This is a genomic window from Stenotrophomonas sp. YJH_SMC_40, assembly GCF_059368615.1.
Map to the genome: position 1 here is coordinate 68,922 of NZ_JCAFRX010000007.1, position 16,789 is coordinate 85,710.

Annotated in this window: 15 protein-coding genes; 3 read left to right on the forward strand and 12 right to left on the reverse strand. The window is 62.2% G+C overall.

What is annotated here, in order from left to right; genetic code table 11:
- Positions 1-152: 152 nt before the first annotated feature.
- The 12 genes from AC5P6X_RS14565 to AC5P6X_RS14620 all read right to left on the reverse strand — a co-directional run bounded on the left by AC5P6X_RS14565 (position 153) and on the right by AC5P6X_RS14620 (position 14,457).
- Entirely contained in the window at positions 153-1,772 is a 1,620-nt protein-coding gene (locus tag AC5P6X_RS14565; protein ID WP_143572884.1) for a hypothetical protein, read from the reverse strand.
- 26 nt (positions 1,773-1,798) lie between these two features.
- Positions 1,799-2,197, reverse strand: a complete 399-nt coding sequence (locus AC5P6X_RS14570; RefSeq protein ID WP_099604985.1) for a hypothetical protein — start codon at positions 2,195-2,197, stop codon at positions 1,799-1,801.
- Between the two features lie 45 nt (positions 2,198-2,242).
- Positions 2,243-3,418 (reverse strand): glycosyltransferase family 4 protein, encoded by a 1,176-nt coding sequence (locus tag AC5P6X_RS14575; protein ID WP_158230906.1) that lies wholly within the window; start codon positions 3,416-3,418, stop codon positions 2,243-2,245.
- A 122-nt stretch (positions 3,419-3,540) separates the two neighbouring features.
- Positions 3,541-6,804 carry a class I SAM-dependent methyltransferase gene (locus tag AC5P6X_RS14580; RefSeq protein ID WP_495215511.1) on the reverse strand — a complete coding sequence of 1,088 codons (3,264 nt, stop codon included), beginning with the start codon at positions 6,802-6,804 and terminating at the stop codon, positions 3,541-3,543.
- Positions 6,801-7,379: a CatB-related O-acetyltransferase gene (locus AC5P6X_RS14585; RefSeq protein WP_099604982.1), complete on the reverse strand. Its 579-nt coding sequence runs from the start codon at positions 7,377-7,379 to the stop codon at positions 6,801-6,803. The genes AC5P6X_RS14580 and AC5P6X_RS14585 overlap by 4 nt, the downstream gene beginning before the upstream one ends.
- Entirely contained in the window at positions 7,376-8,779 is a 1,404-nt protein-coding gene (locus AC5P6X_RS14590) for an ABC transporter ATP-binding protein (RefSeq protein ID WP_108270397.1), read from the reverse strand. Before AC5P6X_RS14590 ends, AC5P6X_RS14585 begins: the two co-directional genes overlap by 4 nt.
- Positions 8,769-9,599 carry an ABC transporter permease gene (locus tag AC5P6X_RS14595; RefSeq protein WP_197605472.1) on the reverse strand — a complete coding sequence of 277 codons (831 nt, stop codon included), beginning with the start codon at positions 9,597-9,599 and terminating at the stop codon, positions 8,769-8,771. The genes AC5P6X_RS14590 and AC5P6X_RS14595 overlap by 11 nt, the downstream gene beginning before the upstream one ends.
- A 73-nt stretch (positions 9,600-9,672) precedes the next feature.
- A complete protein-coding gene (locus tag AC5P6X_RS14600) occupies positions 9,673-10,845 on the reverse strand; it encodes a cystathionine gamma-synthase (RefSeq protein WP_099604979.1) in 1,173 nt (390 codons plus the stop codon).
- 133 nt (positions 10,846-10,978) lie between these two features.
- Positions 10,979-12,349, reverse strand: a complete 1,371-nt coding sequence (locus AC5P6X_RS14605; RefSeq protein WP_005407965.1) for a pyridoxal-phosphate dependent enzyme — start codon at positions 12,347-12,349, stop codon at positions 10,979-10,981.
- A 300-nt stretch (positions 12,350-12,649) separates the two neighbouring features.
- Positions 12,650-12,886, reverse strand: coding sequence for an HP1242/YdcH family protein (locus AC5P6X_RS14610; RefSeq protein ID WP_005407964.1), 237 nt, complete (start codon positions 12,884-12,886; stop codon positions 12,650-12,652).
- A 324-nt stretch (positions 12,887-13,210) separates the two neighbouring features.
- Positions 13,211-14,095, reverse strand: a complete 885-nt coding sequence (locus tag AC5P6X_RS14615; RefSeq protein ID WP_005407962.1) for an OmpA family protein — start codon at positions 14,093-14,095, stop codon at positions 13,211-13,213.
- A complete protein-coding gene (locus AC5P6X_RS14620) occupies positions 14,092-14,457 on the reverse strand; it encodes a DUF4398 domain-containing protein (protein WP_005407961.1) in 366 nt (121 codons plus the stop codon). Before AC5P6X_RS14620 ends, AC5P6X_RS14615 begins: the two co-directional genes overlap by 4 nt.
- A gap of 121 nt (positions 14,458-14,578) precedes the next feature.
- Between AC5P6X_RS14620 and AC5P6X_RS14625 the strand changes: the two genes are divergently transcribed.
- Genes AC5P6X_RS14625 through AC5P6X_RS14635 form a run of 3 tightly spaced genes read left to right on the forward strand, consistent with a single transcriptional unit; the run spans position 14,579 to position 16,712 of the window.
- The gene (locus tag AC5P6X_RS14625) at positions 14,579-15,706 is read left to right on the forward strand and encodes a PilT/PilU family type 4a pilus ATPase (RefSeq protein ID WP_004141526.1); all 1,128 of its coding nucleotides are present in this window, start codon (positions 14,579-14,581) and stop codon (positions 15,704-15,706) included.
- A 2-nt stretch (positions 15,707-15,708) separates the two neighbouring features.
- Entirely contained in the window at positions 15,709-16,593 is an 885-nt protein-coding gene (locus tag AC5P6X_RS14630; RefSeq protein WP_149500697.1) for a S1 family peptidase, read from the forward strand.
- Positions 16,590-16,712: a hypothetical protein gene (locus AC5P6X_RS14635; RefSeq protein WP_265411826.1), complete on the forward strand. Its 123-nt coding sequence runs from the start codon at positions 16,590-16,592 to the stop codon at positions 16,710-16,712. Before AC5P6X_RS14630 ends, AC5P6X_RS14635 begins: the two co-directional genes overlap by 4 nt.
- Positions 16,713-16,789 lie beyond the last annotated feature (77 nt).

The window sequence follows — 16,789 nt, forward strand, 5'->3', positions numbered from 1 at the left end:
TTGCCCTTTCCCCTACCAGCCATTGCTTGAACGGCACCCGGTCCCTTTGCCGTTCATCGCCATGCCACCGCGCTGTGTGAACCCGAACACCCGCGCGGCGGCCTTGTTCATTCAGCGTCTCGCTCGCCGGAGTCAGCGCAGCACCGCAGTGGTCAACGACCGATGCAGAAAAGCGAAATGCCGGTCACCTGCGCCTGCTCTGCAGATTCAAGTGCAAAATGCAGGGTCTTCCCAGTAATTGCAGGGGCTGGCAGCGCAAGCTGCGCATGCCTCTCGCCGGGATAGATGGACAGGACCGGGCCTGTGGCCGGCGGGGCCGTAGGCGTGGCGGCCCACGACGCCTGGATCTTCGCGGGGCCCGAATTCCCATCCAGGGCGAGATCCACTCCGAGAACTTCAGTTCCTGGGCCACAACGGGATGCGTCAGGCGCTACGACATAGGACCTGACCAGTCCTCCTGCGGGAGTTCTGGATGTCGTCGGCGTGCCCACCAGATCAAGCTGCACCGGGGCAATGCCCCGATCAGGCCGAATCTCCGCGTTCAACCAGAAGCCGCCGCGGAAATTATCGAACTGCGGATTGATTGGAACGAACACACTCCGATGAACCTCGGAGAATCTCAGGTAGCGGTCGTAACCAAGATCAGGGCGATCAAAGCTGCGATAGTTCAGCAGCGAGATGGCCAGATAGGCGGCAATGGCCACCCATGCAGTTCGGCGCGCGTACGGAATGGTTGTCAGCAGCGCCATCAACACAATCCCATATGGGATGACGAAGTATCGAGCACCAAATCCCAGGGGCGAAGCAATCTCTGGCTGGTCACGCATTGCGTAGAATCCGGCCAGCGCGAACATGCCAGCGCCAGCGAGCACCGAGAGCGTGGTCAGGAATTCGCGCCCCAGCCATCCTCGTTCGCGTCCGACAATTGAAAGCGCCGCCACAAGGCAAAGCCAAAAGATCAGAGCAACAACCTTGCTCACCGCAGACAGCGATCCGAATGCCAGGAAGGACTGCAGCCCTTGCAGCCAAGCACCTGCATCATGGTTTGCCGACGCGGCAAGCCGGTCGGATTCAACGAAGAAGGAAAGTTGGACGAGCGACGCAACCAGCAGGATGAGCAGCATCCACTGCCGGCGCCCCAACTGCCTCAGAATAATGGCCTGCAGCACTGCCACGGGAAGAACGATGATGCAGAAAGGCCCGGTAACGGAGGCAAGCGCAGCAAAGGCCAGATGAGGCCAGCTGTCGCTCTCCCGGGGCGGGAGAAGCGCGCACGCCGCCAACCCGATCGCCAGGTACCACTGTGCATTGGTGACGGTGAACAGCGTCTCGGAGGTTGTCGGCAATACTCCCAACAACACCACGAAACAAAGTGCGGGAAGCAGACGAACGTCCAAGGCCCGTAGCCGTTGGACGCAAACGACCACGGCAGCCCCGTAAGCGAGGAACCAACTGCCTGCCATGATCGGTGCCAACGCGTGGGCACCGAACGCCGTTGCGATCAACGAGACGGCGCGCGGGTACAGATGAAGATAGCCGGCGTAAGGCGAGGCCAGCGTACGCCAGCCCCCCTCCATTGCTCCGCGAATGAACACATGACCGTCTTCGCCCCACAGCATCCGTCCGGCGATGCCATTCCAATCCGTGATGCGGACCAGAACGGCAACAATTGCAATTCCAAATGCAAGAGCAGTCAGGCCAATGCCACTGCGCGAATGGCGGGAAATTCGTTCAGCAAGGGCCGGAATTGATCGTTGCACGCTTTTGGACACGGACTGAGTGGGAAAGGAACGTTGCTTCAGTTCGACGGATTGGCCGCAGCACCGCCCAGAGCGTCCGGCGATTCCGGAATCTGGCTCAGTTCCTCAGCGGTGATCTCGATGACATCCTCGGGCTTCAGATTCTTGACCTGCAACCAGTTGGCGTCGACGATCCAGTGGCGCTGGCCCTGCTCGACATAGAACCAGCCATCTTCCTTGCTACCGTCGCTTGCAGGGCGACGCACGACCTTGCCTTCGTACTTCTGGGCAACGGGATTTGCCGCTGCCGGTGCGGCCGCCGCGGCCGCCGCGGCCGGAGCCTGGGATGCCGGAGCCTGCTGGGCAGCATCCGCCGCGCGTTCGTCCGGCGACTTGCCGCAGGCGGCCAGGCCCAAGGCAACAACCAGCACTACCGCGCCATTCCTGATGTGGTTCATCGAACTAATTCCCCTTAAGTGAGTGGTTTTTGCAACGCGTCTGAATCAACCAGCTTTGCGATTGGCCAAAGCATGGAAACGGGTACCAATCGAGGCTGTCGGTGGAGCGAACACCGGTGCATCCATGAAGCTGGCGACGCGGGAAAGGCTTTCCTCCCAACCCGAGCGCTGCTTCATTTCCTCTGCGGCGGTCTGGCGCATACCCTCCAGCTCCACGTGGTTCTCCAAGGCGTAGACCAGGGTCTGTGCCAGGCAGTTGGCCGTAGGCGGCGACAGCAAGCAGTTGCTGCCGTCGCGCAACAGCCAGGTATTGGCTTCATTGTGATTGGTCACCACCGTCGTCCCACATGCCATCAGCTCGAACGGCAGGTACGACGGATGCTTGGTCATCATCATGACAAAGCCGGCATGGCAGCTGCGGTAGAGATTGCCCGTCTCGCGATAGGGCAACAGCCCCACGCTTTCGACCACTCCGACCAGATTGAATTCTGCCGGATCCCAGCCGGTACCGGCGCAGATGATCTGCACACGATCGCCCATCTGCGCCTTGACCTTGCGCAACGCGGCTGCGGCCAACTCGAATGCATTGCGCGGGGTGCCGGGGCGGGCGTAGTAGAACAGGCGCTTGACCGATGCATGGTCATCACGCTCGCCATTACCAGGGTGGAACACCGTGGTATCAACGCTGGGTTGCAGCAGCACTGCGGAACCGCCGTACTGCTGTTCATAGATTTCCTTGAGCGTCTGCGTGTTGCAGATACCCAGGAATCCAAAGCTGTAGGTGAATTCCGCCTGCGCGTAGGTACTGCCTGCCGGATAGAACGCGGGTTCAAAGTCCTGCATCATGTAGAACTTCAGACCGGTGTTCTGCACTCCAACCAACACATAGGCAGTGGTCCACAGGGTGGCCACGGAGTAGTCCGAGGGCGGAATCTGGCGGATCTTCTCGGCACTGTCCAGCACGATCACTTCCGAGCCTGCCAATCCGGGGAACGCCTTGCCAATGCTGGCCTGCATCGCCAAAGGCTCGGCCTGCCCGCAGATGAGAAAGCGCTGCTTCATCCCGGAACGGCGGTGCAGGCTTTCAGCAAGGCGAAGAATGGTCATCACCCCGCCGTAGAACGGATTGTCGAAATAAGGCAGATACCAGGCGCACACGCGACTGGAAGGATCTGCGGCAACGCGCTCGGGATGCTGCTGCTGCTGCGACAGATTGGCCACATCCAGATCGATGATCTGCGCCAGGGCCAGTGCATCATTGGTATAACCCGCCCAGATCGACGCGTTTGCAGGAACGACACGATCACCACGCAGCGCGCGAACGGCCGAAAGAATCCTTTTTTTCATTTGTTGAGCCTCAGCGGACTGACCTGTCGGAACGCCGGGTTGAAATAAGGGTCATCTCGATACTGTTCGCCGTCGTTGGACCAGGCAGCCTGCGTGCCGGGAGGCATGTAGACCACAGCAAATGGATCGATCAAGCCTCTTCCGCCGCCCGATTCGATGCTCCCGGTACAGATGCGCGTGAATGCGTGTCGCATTTCGCCGTCTCCGCCCAGAAAACGTGACACAGTTTGGAACTTCGTCATCTTAAACGCAATCGCAAATGGGGACGCCGCTCTCATGTTCCGATACCACTGGGCGCCACCAAACCAGCCATATTCATGGGGATGTGCCCCATTGAACAGCGGGGCACTGCTCCCGTCGGCCGCTACGACGCGACCAGCCTCGACCACCCGGCCGTCCTCGCTCACCGCCAGGGCAGACGTCCATGCAATGTCCGGGTGGTGATGAACCCAACCCAGCAGCTCGTTCAGCAACCCCTCCGACAGACCCACAGCCCGGCCATCAATCAGCACGACGCCTGCCGAGGAAGCGTCCAGCCAATCGGCCACCGCCGACCAGGTGAACGCATCCTGCCGGCGAAGCACGAAACGGCTGTCGGGCAGATTCGCAAATGCCTGCAGTTCGGCACCGGCCTCGCCCACGTGAACAGCATGAATGCGGCTGATGCTGGAAAGATCGGACACCAGCAGAAGGTTCAGAGTATGTACCAGCTGCTCTGCGGTACCGTGCTGGATGACCACCACCTCGGAAGCCGAGGCAAGCTTCGGCCAAGTAATGTGGAACAACCCCTGATCGGTCCGCTTCACCTGCGCAGGCAGACCACGGCTGGCGAAATAGTTCTTCTGCGTACGCAGCTGGCCCATGATCGCGTACGGTTTGGTCTGCAACCCGGATGCCGTGGACGTCGGCAGGATGCGCCAGTGGTAATGAATCGACGGCACGTGCACGATCCTGCGCGCGGCAGAGGTCACGCGGAAGAAGATGTCCCAATCCTGGGCACCATCGGTCTCCTTGTCCCAGGCACCTACCTGGCGGACCACCGAGGTTCGCATGAGGTTCAAATGGGTCAGGTAGTTCACCGAGTGCAGCATTTCCGGACTCCACTGCGGCTTGTACAGTGCATTCATCCGGCAGGTGCCGTCGGCGTTGATGGAATCCTTGTCCGAGTACAGGAAGTCGACGTCGGTCCCACCCTGCTGCAGTGCGGCCACCATGTCGTACAACGCCCAGGGCGTGATGGTGTCGTCATGATCGAGCAGCGCGACGAACTCCCCTTCCGCATGTTCGAGGGCGGCATTGGAGTTCTCTGAAATACCGCCGTTGGCGGCCAGCAGTATCGCTTTGTGCCGCGGCTCGGACGCGCAGCGCTGCTTCAACCATTCCCAACCATCCAGGTCGTCCACATCGGCCCACGCCAGGCAGGTCTCCCATTCCCCATAGGTCTGCAACTCGACACTCTGCAGTGTTTCGTCCAGCACCTGGCGCGGAACCTTGTAGATGGGAATGATCAGCGACACCCGCGGGCGATAGGTGAACGCCTTCGCGGCGACCGCCTGCTCGGCCAATGCCTGCGGAGACAATTCGGTGGCACCGATGTAATCCGCGAGATCCTGACAATCCGCACGCAGCGCAGGGTTGAACCCTGCCTGCGCCCGGGTCAATGCAACGCCCCCGGCAGACTGCTGCTCACGGCCCAATGAACGGGCATAACGTGCCTCGGCCTTGCGGATGCCCCAGTTCAGCGCCCGCGCCCGCAACCCGCCCTGCGCATTCCAGCGCTGGTGGATGCGCTCGAACGCGCGCCCGACTTTGGCGCCAATTGTCTCGGAACGTTGCTGCGCCTGATGAAGATCCCGCGTGAGCGATGCAATGAGATCATCACGGTCCTTGATGTCACTGAGGAGTCGCTTGCGCCGCATGCCGACCTCCTGCAGTCCCTGCTCGCGTTCCCGCAGCCGCAAGGCCGATTCGCTTTCATGGGCCGCGATGGAACGCTGGTGGGCGGCCCGCTCTGCCTCAAGACTGGCAGCGACAGCAGCGTGCGCCTCACGCTCCTGGGCAATCTTCCCTTCCAGCGCGGCAAGCGCAGACGCCTTGTCCGCTTCCAGCGCAGCCAACGCCGAAGACTTGTCCGCCTCCAATGCAGCCAGCGCCGAGGCCTTTTCCGCCTCCAGCGCAGCCAGTGCCGAGGCCTTTTCCGCCTCTAGAGCAGCCAGTGCCAGCACCTTGGCGCGGCACTCGGCCTGGGCGGCAACCGCCTGTTCGCGTTCCTTGCCAAGGTTGTGCGAGATCTCCTCGACCTTGCGCAGCAAGACGTCCCGCTCTGCCTCGGCGCTCTCCAGCTCCGCTTCCAGCGCGGCAATGGCCGTTGCAAGTTCATGCCGCCCGTGCGAGTCATCGGCGGCACCCTGCAATGCTGCCAGCTGCTCACCTGCGTGATGCAACTGCTGGGTTTTCTCGTTCACCGCGGCGATGCTGCGCTCGTGTTCGGCGCGCACATACGCCAGCTCGCCTTCAAGGTTTGCAACCTTGCCGCCAAGCGCGTGCACTTCGTTCCGCCACCAGTCTCGTGCGTAGGCCATCGCAACGGCGTGGCCCAGTGCTGCGAACAGATGGGTAACGAGATTGCGCTGGTGACCATCAAGTGTTCCCAGCGCCTTTACAGCGTCCGGAGCATTCTCACCGACCACCAGGACACCAAGCCCATGCGAGTGCCTGAATTCAAAGGACGGATACTGGGAAGAGAGCTCGGCCCACAGGCGCCAGACCCCGAAGTCACCCTGACGCTCCTGCGTGTCATGGAACAGGACTACCGCGCGACTGGAAAGCTTGGGCTTCCAGCTTTCAAAATCGTGGCGAACGGCCTCGTAGGTATGGAGACCGTCAATGTGCAGGAGATCGACACTGCCATCTTCGAACTTCCCCAACGCCTGATCAAACGTGCAGCGCAGCAGCTTCGAGAAATCATCGTACTTGCTGTCATGGTATTCGCTCAGTCCTGCGTAGACAGAGTTCCCATAGAAAGCGGCATGTTCATCCCCCTCCCAGGTATCCACGGCATAGGCGCGCGAGTCGAGGCCCAGTTCCTGGATCGTCTGGCAGAAGCTGAGATAGGACGCACCGTAGTGGGTTCCCAGCTCAACAAACATCGCCGGACGCAGCGCCTCGGTTATCCAGCCCGCAAACGGGATATGGCCATGCCAGGCACTCGGCGGCAGCTTCAACGGCCTGATGAAGGCAGAATTGTTCAGTTCGATCATCGTCCGTTTTCCTGTTCTTCTTTGGCCTGCGCACTGGCAATGAACTGCTCTACCGCCCCACCGCAAAGCAATGGGACCATCTCGGATATTCTCTCAATCGGCCAGTTCCACCACTGGATCCGCTGCAGAGCCTGGATCTGCTCGTCATCAAAGCGGTAGCGAACCACACGGGCGGGATTGCCTACCACGACCGCGTAGGGCGGAACGTCCTTGGCCACGACCGCCCGTGCGCCAATGATGGCACCGTTACCCACGGTCACCCCTGACATGATCGTCGCGCCATGCCCTATCCACACATCGTTGCCAATGCGGGTTGGGCCACGCGTGGCAGGGTGACCGTCGGCCAGCGCATCCGGGTGGCCAAGCGCGATCCGCAAGGGGAACGTCGTGACCCACTGCGCGTTGTGCTCACCGCCGCCGAAAATGGCAACTTCGTCAGCGATGGAGCAGAACGCACCGATGGTGATGGATTCATGCTCTGCCCAGATGCGGAAGTTCGGGCTTCCGTAGGTGAACCGACCTACCTGGATGCGCGGGTCATGCACGATGGTTTCAGGAATATGGGAAGTGGTCATGCGGACTCCCCACCGACGCCCAGCGACTTCACCGCAACACGCTCGAACGGGATCCCGACCAGGCCATAGCGCAGCTTGGTCGATGCGACCTTGATCAATACGGCGTCATGCAGCCAATGATGCTGGACATTATCCCAGGGGTTGCCCTCTGCAATGGAAACCGTCATCGAATAGTCACCGTCAGGCAGCAGTGGAATGCTGAAATCGAACTCGGCTTCCAGCGTCTCCCCCGCCGCCATCGAACAGGGCTGCGGGACATAGGTATAGGTGTGCTCACCGAAAAGGGACTGCCCCAGGCGGTCCTTGACGAAGAAGCCGATGATGGTGCTTTCGAGGGCGCGAACGGCCGACGCACGAATCCTCAGCGTTACCTGTTCGCCGCCACGGAACACGTTCAGGGGCCGCAGGTCGCGATCCAACAGCTCGACCGATTCGATCCGGGCAGCCTCGGATGTCCAGCCGTCGGAATTGTGGATGTTGGAGAACAGCGTGAGCTTGGTTTCTTCCTCAACCTGGCTTTCCTTCCGGCGCTCCGGAGACGCGTCGTCCTTGCGTCGCTCGTTCTTGATGCTCTTGAGCTTGACTGCTTCGCCGTACACTTCCTGAGCACAGTACTCGATGTACTCGGTGACCACGTCCTGTGCCGATGCGTGCATGCGAACGTGGCCCTTGTCGAGCCAGATTGCGCGGTCGCAGAAATTCAGGACCGAGCCGGTATCGTGGCTTACAAACAGCAGGGTTCCGCGCTCGCGGAACGAGCGCAGGAATCGCATGCATTTCTGCACGAATACGCTGTCGCCGACAGCCAGGGCTTCGTCCACGATCATGATATCGGCGTCGACGTGAGCAATCACGGCGAAGGCGAGCCGCACATACATACCGCTCGAATACACCTTCACCGGCTGATTGACGAAATCACCGATATCAGCGAAGGCAACGATATCTTCGTAACGTTCGTCGATCTCCTGCCGGGTCAGGCCCAACAGAGTGGCACTCATGTAGACGTTTTCGCGCCCGGTGAATTCAGGGTTGAAGCCTGCGCCGAGCTCAAGCAGTGCCGCCACGCGCCCGTGGATATGCGCGCTGCCTGCCGTTGGTGTCAGCGTTCCACAGATAAGCTGCAGGAGCGTCGATTTGCCCGCGCCGTTGCGGCCGACGATGCCGACAGCCTCTCCGCGGCGCACGTCGAAGCTGACATCCTGCAATGCCCAGTACTCACGGAAATAGTCGCGTCGTGGCCGCCCCATGAGCCCGGATACGCGGGGCAGCACGAACTGCTTCAGCCGGTCACGCGGATGCTCATAGATCTGGTAAAGCTTGGACAGCGATTCCACGTGGATGGCCACGGGCCGCTCCTGCAACGCCTGCACGCTGCCGGCTGCATTGGTATCAGAGGACATCAGCAAATCCTCGGCGGGTCTTCTGGTAGACATAGAAAGCAAAGCTCAGCAGTACCAACGCAACCGCCATGGACAGGAACCACCCTGAGATTTCCGGGAGTTCGCCGAAGATCAGAATCCTGCGTGCCTGCTCCACCGGATAGGTGATGGGACTGAACTGAATCCAGCCACGGAACTGCTCCGGGAGGCTGGAGGTGGGATACACGATGGGTGACAGGAAAAAGAGCACCGTGGTGATCATCACGGTCAGCTGGCCGATATCGCGAAGGTAGACGCCGACGGCAGCGAAGAGATAGGTGAATGCCACCGTCATCAACAACAGAGGGAGCAACAGTACCGGCAGCAACAGCGCAGTCCAGGGCAGGTACTGGACCATGGCGAACTGCACCACCAGCAGCACCACCACGCTGATGCACAGATGGAACAGCGCCGATGCAACGGAAACCCACGGAAGGATTTCCAGCGGGAAGACTACCTTCTTCACGTAGCTGACATTGGACAGAACCAGGGCCGGGGCGCGATTGATGCAATCGGCAAAGAACCCATGGATCATCAAGCCAACGAAAAGGATCAAGGCAAACTCACCCGTGGATTGTGCCGCACCACTTGCCCAACGAACCTTGAAGATCGAAGAGAACACCAGCGTGTAGACCGCGAGCATCAGAAGCGGCGTAAAGAACGACCAGGCAAGTCCAGCCAGGGAGCCACGGTAGCGGGCGGCAATTTCACGCTTGGCCAATTGATAGATCAGCGAACCGTGCTTCAACAGCGAGGTCAGAAGAGCGGCAGGCCCTGCTGAATGGGTATGCATGTCAGTCATGAGTTCGTCTTGGGGTTCGGGCGGCCGACTTGAGCAGAGAAGGCGGGCGTTGCAGTTGCCGAGGAAAGCGCGCTCACGCCAGTGCCCGCTCCAGATCCACCTGCAGGTCCCCCAGTTCCTCCACACCCACGCTCAACCGCACCAGCGCATCACTGATGCCCAGCTGTTCGCGGCGCGCCACCGGGATCGAGGCGTGGGTCATCACCGCCGGGTGGTTGACCAGGCTTTCCACGCCGCCCAGCGACTCGGCCAGGGTGAACAGCTCGGTCTTCTCGCAGAAGCGCTTGGCCGCCTCGAAACCGCCCTTGAGCACGATCGAGACGATGCCGCCATAGCCGGCCATCTGCTTGCCGGCCAGCGCATGCTGCGGGTGCGACGGCAGGCCCGGATAGATCACCTTCTCCACCGCCGGGTGCTTCTCCAGCCACTGGGCGAGGGCCATCGCGTTGGCGCAGTGCGCCCTCATGCGCAGCGGCAGGGTCTTCAGGCCACGCAGGGCCAGGAAGCTGTCGAACGGGCCCTGCACGCCCCCCACCGAGTTCTGCAGGAAGGCCATCTGCTCGGCCAGTTCGGCGTTGTCGCCCACCACCACCATGCCACCGACCATGTCCGAGTGGCCATTGAGGTACTTGGTGGCCGAATGCAGGACCAGATCGGCCCCCAGTTCCAGCGGGCGCTGCAGCATCGGCGAAGCAAAGGTGTTGTCCACCACCACGATCAGGCCATGGCGCTTGGCGATGGCAGCGACCGCGGCGATGTCGACGATCTTCAGCATCGGGTTGGTCGGGGTCTCAATCCAGACCATCTTCGTCTTCGACGTGATCGATGCCTCGAACGCAGCCAGATCGGTCAGATCGACGAAACTGAAATCCAGCCCGGCGGTGCGGCGACGCACGCGCTCGAACAGGCGGAAGCTGCCACCGTAGATGTCATCCATCGCCACCACGTGGCTGCCGGCATCCAGCAGCTCGATCACCGTCGAGCTGGCCGCCATCCCGGACGCGAACGCGAAGCCGCGGGTGCCGCCTTCCAGCGATGCCACGCAGCGCTCGTAGGCGAAGCGGGTCGGGTTGTGGGTACGCGAGTACTCGAAACCCTGGTGCTCGCCCGGGCTGGACTGGGCGTAGGTCGAGGTGGCATAGATCGGCGGCATCACTGCGCCGGTGCTCGGATCGGGCGACTGGCCGCCGTGGATGGCCAGGGTAGCCAGGGCCAGCGCACGGTCGGTCGAAGAGGAGTTGGACATGTCGTTTCCTGAATGGCGCCGACCTGCGGCGCCGTCAAAGGATCGGGAGTCTACCAGCGGGGCCTTAATGACCTTTGACGCAGATAAACCTGAATTCAGCAGCGATCTGTGACGATCTGCATGTATCTTCGGTCTACTGCACGCGACGGCGCAGATAGTTCAGCAGGTCGATACGGGTGATCAGGCCCAGGAAGGCGTTGCCGTCCATCACGATCGCCACCTGGCCGCGGTCGAACACCGGCAGCAGCGCCTCGATCGGCGACTTCACGTCCAGCCGGTCCAGCTTGCTGACCATCGCCGTGGCGACGGTGTCGCGGAAACGCGCTTCGTCACCATAGACGTGCAGCAGCACGTCGCTTTCGTCGACGATGCCGACCAGCTGGTCACCGTCCATCACCGGCAGCTGCGACACGTCGTACAGCTTCATGCGCTGGTAGGCGGTGGTCAGCAGGTCGTTCGGGCCGATCACCACGGTGTCGCGCTGGCCGTACGGGCGCAGGATCAGGTCGCGGAGGTCACCGTGCTGCGGGCGCTCCAGGAAGCCGTTGTCCAGCATCCAGTAGTCGTTGTACATCTTCGACAGGTACTTGTTGCCGGTATCGCAGACCAGCACCAGCACCTTCTTCGGCGTGGTCTGCTCCTTGCAGTACTTCAGCGCAGCGGCCAGCAGGGTGCCGGTGGACGAGCCGCCGAGGATACCTTCCTTGCCCAGCAGTTCACGCGCGGTGTGGAAGCTCTCGGCGTCGCTGATGGCATAGGCCTTCTTGACGCGGCTGAAGTCGGAGATCGACGGCAGGAAGTCCTCGCCGATGCCCTCCACCAGCCAGCTGCCCGACTTGTCGTTGAGCACGCCGTCATTGATGTATTCGGCCAGGATCGAGCCGACCGGATCGGCCAGCACCAGCTCGGTCTTCGGCGACAGCTTGGCGAAGGCACGCGACAGGCCGGTCATGGTGCCGGAGCTGCCGCAGCCGAACACGATGGCGTCGAGGTCGCCGCCCATCTGCTCCAAGATCTCCGGGCCGGTACCGAATTCATGCGCGGCCGGGTTGTCCGGGTTGCCGAACTGGTTGATGAAGTAGGCGCCCGGGGTCTGCTCGGCGATGGTCTTGGCCAGGTCCTGGTAGTACTCCGGATGGCCCTTGGCCACGTCCGAGCGGGTCAGGCGGACTTCGGCGCCCATCGCCTTCAGGTTGAAGATCTTCTCGCGGCTCATCTTGTCGGGAACGACCAGGATCAGCTTGTAACCCTTCTGCTGCGCGACCAGGGCCAGGCCCAGCCCGGTGTTGCCGGCGGTACCCTCGACCAGGGTCGCACCCGGCTTCAGGTCGCCGCGCTGCTCCGCCGCCTCGATCATCGACAGGCCGATGCGATCCTTGATCGATCCACCCGGGTTGGCGCTTTCGAGCTTCAGGTAGAGCTCGCAGACGCCGGTGTCCAGGCGCTGGGCCTTGACGATCGGGGTCTGGCCGATGAGTTCGAGGACGGAAGAATGAATGGGCATTCGGAGGACTTTCGGTTCGCGCCGCAGGGGGCCGGACCGATGATTATCCGTCGGATGGCGATGAATGTCAGGTCGGCGCGGAGACGGGCCGCAAGCCCGCAGAAAGAGATGCGGACGGCCCCGGATCGACGAGGAGACCGGTACCGCCCGCATCGGTGAGTTGTGCCTGCAGGCCAAGGCACCACCGCCTGTGGTGCCTTGGCGCGGCCGCCTCATCGGCGGTGCCGCGATGCCGGGGCAGGAGCGCCCGGCGGGGCCATCGATGGCCGGGTCACGCCGTTCCAGGCGTGACGGGGTGCGTCAAAGCGTGGGGGACGTCGTTGGGAGCGGTGTTTCGTACATTCGCAGAAGTCGTTGCTTGGCCAGCAGCTTCTCGCGCTTCATGCGACCCAGGGTGACATCATCGATCGGGAGTACACCCAACTCCGCGTCCATGCACTTCTTGTTCAACTTGCGGTGCTGGTCATGGAGTGCCCTGAACTCCGGATCACGCGCGCGACGTGCGTCGATCTCGCTCTGGGGCTGATCTTCAAACATGATGGACCTCCTTCGACAGATACACGAACGCCCCGGCCGCAAGGCACGGGGCGTTGTTCATGGAGGAGCGCCGGTCGATGGCCACCTGGACGCCTGCAACGACCTGCAGCACTGGCCTGCGCACGTCGATCTGCTGCGGTTCGCGCCCTGCTTGCATCGGCCCGGCCCTCCCATCGTCCGGTCCGCGGCATTGCGTCCCGGACGATTGACCCTACGCCTGCTAAAGGCGGGGTACAAGACCCCTGCGTCAAAAAGACCGAACCCCGCCGAGGCGGGGTTCAGGCTGAATGCTCATCACAACGAAAAACAAACAATATCAAGCAATTACGGGGCGATGATGACCTCGGCCGAACGTGCCTGGGTGGAGGCCGCCTTCTTGCCGGCAAGCTGGATCCGGTTGCTCGCGACACCCGCCGCAACCAGGGCATCGCGCAGGGCCTCGGCACGCTTCTGGCCTACGCCGTTGGCACTGTCGTAAGCCTCGATGCGCAGGCGGCCCTTCTTGCCGATGTTCAGGTATTCGGCCAACGCCTTGGCCTGGTTGCGGGCGCCGCCGGACAGGCTGGAGGCGCCGGCGGCAAACGCATCGCCACGGAAGGTGAAGACCTCGCCGCGGCCATCGAACTTCGAGCCCGGCAGCTTCTGACCGGACACCAGCTCGGCTTCCTCGCGGGCGAGCTTGGCGGCGTTCTGCTGGGCGGCGCTGAGGCGCTGCTGCTGCTTGCCGGCGACGCTGGTCAGGGCGTTCTCGGCGTCCTGGCGGGCCAGGGTCTCGGCCTCGGCGGCCTGGCGCAGGCGTTCAGCCTCCTCGGCCTGCATCTGCGCCTGCATGCGCAGCTGTTCGGCTTCCTGCCGGGCACGCGCGGCATCGCGGCGGCTGGCCTCGATCAGCAGGTCGCTGCGGGTCCGCTCCAGGCGGTCGACCTCGCGGGCGGCCAGCGCGGTACGCACCGCCGTCTCGGCGATCTCCACCCGGCGCTCGGCCAGGTAGGTGGCCAGCTCCTGGTCGCGGCGCTTGGCCTTGTCCAGGGTGGCGATGGCCTGCTGGGCCTGCATGCGCTCGAAGGCGCCCAGCTCAGCGGTATCCGGGTTGGCCTGGATGGCCATCAGGCGCTGGCTCAGCTGCGCCACCATCGGGTTGTCGGCGGCCACGGCCAGGGTCGGCAGCGCCAGCAGCGCGGCCAGGGTTGCGGCAGTCATCGGCTTCACCGGCGATCCTCCCCGGTCGACAGCTGGCGTTGCAGCTGGTTGACCTCGTTGCGGCGCAGCTGCAGCTGGGCGGTCACGGTGGCTTCCTCGCTGCGCACGCGGGCCAGGTCGGCATCGGCGGCGGCACGCAGGGCCATGGCCGGGGCATTCTTGCGCTCGCGGCGGTCGCCGGCGGCGCGCTGGGCCTGCTCCAGCCCCTGCCGGGCCAGCCCGATCAGGTCCGGGGCGTACTGGTCGGCATCGGCCTGGGTGGCCTTGTCGACCGCCTGCCGGGCCTGGGCCAGTTCCATCGCGCCATCCTGCGCCCAGGCGGGGGCAGACAGTGCGAATGCAAACGCCATCACATACAGGCTGTGGCGCATTCGTGCGAAGCTAAGTCGTTTCATTGGGGAGGCCGTACCGGTTGTCGGTTCACGGCCATTGTCGTCAAGCCGACACCGTGCTGGCAACGGGCGTCGGCCGTTTCGTTGGGGAAAATTCGCAATGGATATCGGCTACTTCCTGAAGCTGATGACCGAAAAGAACGCTTCGGACATGTTTCTGACCACCGGGGCACCGGTCTACATCAAGATCGAGGGGAAGCTCTATCCGCTGGGCAACACCGGCCTGCCGCCGGGCATGGTCAAGAAGATCGCCTACTCGCTGATGGACGAAGGCCAGGTGCCGCAGTTCGAGCGCGAGCTGGAACTCAACATGGCCATCGCCCTGCCCGATGCCGGTCGCTTCCGCGTCAATGTGTTCAAGCAGCGCGGCGAAGTGGGCATGGTCATCCGTGCCATCCGCAGCCGGATTCCGAGCATCGAGGAGCTGAACCTGCCGCAGGTGCTGAAGGACGTCATCATGACCCCACGCGGGCTGGTACTGGTGGTGGGGTCCACCGGTTCCGGCAAGTCCACCTCGCTGGCGTCGATGATCGACCACCGCAACAGCACCACCACCGGTCACATCCTCACCATCGAAGACCCGATCGAGTACCTGCACAAGCACAAGATGTCGATCGTCAACCAGCGCGAGGTCGGGCTGGATACCCATGCCTTCCACAACGCGCTGAAGAACGCGATGCGTGAGGCGCCGGACGTGATCCTGATCGGCGAGATCCTGGACGCAGAGACGATGGAAGCGGCGATCGCCTTCGCCGAAACCGGTCACCTGTGCCTGGCCACCCTGCACTCCAACAACGCCGACCAGACCATCGAGCGCATCCTCAACTTCTTCCCGGAAAGCGCGCACAAGAACGTGCTGATGAACCTGGCGCTGAACCTGCGTGCGGTGATCAGCCAGCGCCTGGTGAAGAACAAGGAAGGCCGTCGCCTGCCGGCCACCGAAGTGCTGCTCAACACGCCGATGATCCGCGACCTGCTGCGTCGCGGCCAGGTGCACGAGATCAAGGCGGCGATGGAAGCATCGCTGGAAGAGGGCATGGAGAGTTTCGACCAGTGCCTGTTCCGGCTGGCCAAGGCCGGCACCATCGAGCAGGAGGAAGCGCTGCGCGCGGCCGACTCGCGCGATGGCCTGGCACTGAAGTTCCGCTTGTCCGAAGGCAGCAGCGGCGAGCATGACCCATACGCGGATTTCTCGGCCGGCGCACCCAGCATCACCCACGGGTTCTGACAATGAACACGCCCGAGAAAGAGATGAGCATTGTTCAGCACCTGGATCAGTGCACCGTGCGAATTGAGTGCGACTCTGGGGTTGGAACGGGATTCTTCTTCGCCGTTGGGCAATCCGGAAAGATCCCACAAGATGGCGAGCCATTTGTACCGTTAATCATTACCAATCAGCACGTCATCGGCAGCAGCACCACAATTCGCTTTGTCATTTCAGCAACTGATTCAGCGGGTAAAGTTAGTCATCACCAGTTTTCGCACACGACAGCCGAACTGCGACTCACCACTCACCCAAACGGCGTAGACCTCGCGTGTCTAAACATTGGGGTGGTGCTTAACTTCTTCAGCCGCAATCAACTGAAGCCCGCGTTCACTTGGTTGGACGCCTCAATAATCCCCAGCTCAGATCAATTTAAGGCGCTGTCACCCATTTCGGATATCGTCCTAGTTGGATATCCCACCGGGCTATGGGATCACACAAATAATCGGCCAATTTTTCGAAGAGGCATAACGGCGACAACTCCACATGTAAAATGGCAAGGGAGAGATGAATTCCTGATCGACGCCGCCATCTTCGGCGGATCGAGTGGGTCGCCTGTTTTCATCTTCAACGAGGGGTCATACTCAAGCCCTGAAGGCATTGTCATAGGGAGCCGACTGTTACTTATCGGGGTCAACCGCGCAGTATACGTTCACAATACAGAGGGACGACTGGTGCAATCCCCGTCTCCAAGCGGACATTCACTTCTTCCAGTCACAGGCATTCCCAACAACCTCGGTGTCGCCATCTCAATCCGACAGCTGAGGGCGCTTATCGACGAAGCCATCAAGCCACAAGGCTGGCGGCCCTATGGCCAACCCAAGATTACCGTTGGCGGAACCCTCGCTTGACATACGATTCGCGCGACAGCCGTGCACTGAAGTTCCGCCTGTCCGAAGGCAGCAGCGGCGAGCACGACCCGTACGCCGATTTCTCGGCCGGCGCGCCGAGCATCACCCACGGGTTTTGACCGCGCGCCGGGCCATGCCCGGCGAAAGCCTGAAGGATTCAGCGGCGGTCTCATCCAATGAGACCGCTGATCCGTAG

Excerpts from the sequence above, each read along its gene's own strand:
- AC5P6X_RS14605 (WP_005407965.1), bottom strand. The coding sequence starts at position 12,349 with ATGCCCATTCATTCTTCCGTCCTCGAACTCATCGGCCAGACCCCGATC.
- AC5P6X_RS14590 (WP_108270397.1), bottom strand. The coding sequence starts at position 8,779 with ATGTCCTCTGATACCAATGCAGCCGGCAGCGTGCAGGCGTTGCAGGAG.
- AC5P6X_RS14620 (WP_005407961.1), bottom strand. The coding sequence starts at position 14,457 with ATGCGCCACAGCCTGTATGTGATGGCGTTTGCATTCGCACTGTCTGCC.
- AC5P6X_RS14570 (WP_099604985.1), bottom strand. The coding sequence starts at position 2,197 with ATGAACCACATCAGGAATGGCGCGGTAGTGCTGGTTGTTGCCTTGGGC.
- AC5P6X_RS14630 (WP_149500697.1), top strand. The coding sequence starts at position 15,709 with ATGAACACGCCCGAGAAAGAGATGAGCATTGTTCAGCACCTGGATCAG.
- AC5P6X_RS14610 (WP_005407964.1), bottom strand. The coding sequence starts at position 12,886 with ATGTTTGAAGATCAGCCCCAGAGCGAGATCGACGCACGTCGCGCGCGT.
- AC5P6X_RS14580 (WP_495215511.1), bottom strand. The coding sequence starts at position 6,804 with ATGATCGAACTGAACAATTCTGCCTTCATCAGGCCGTTGAAGCTGCCG.
- AC5P6X_RS14600 (WP_099604979.1), bottom strand. The coding sequence starts at position 10,845 with ATGTCCAACTCCTCTTCGACCGACCGTGCGCTGGCCCTGGCTACCCTG.
- AC5P6X_RS14625 (WP_004141526.1), top strand. The coding sequence starts at position 14,579 with ATGGATATCGGCTACTTCCTGAAGCTGATGACCGAAAAGAACGCTTCG.
- AC5P6X_RS14595 (WP_197605472.1), bottom strand. The coding sequence starts at position 9,599 with ATGACTGACATGCATACCCATTCAGCAGGGCCTGCCGCTCTTCTGACC.
- AC5P6X_RS14585 (WP_099604982.1), bottom strand. The coding sequence starts at position 7,379 with ATGACCACTTCCCATATTCCTGAAACCATCGTGCATGACCCGCGCATC.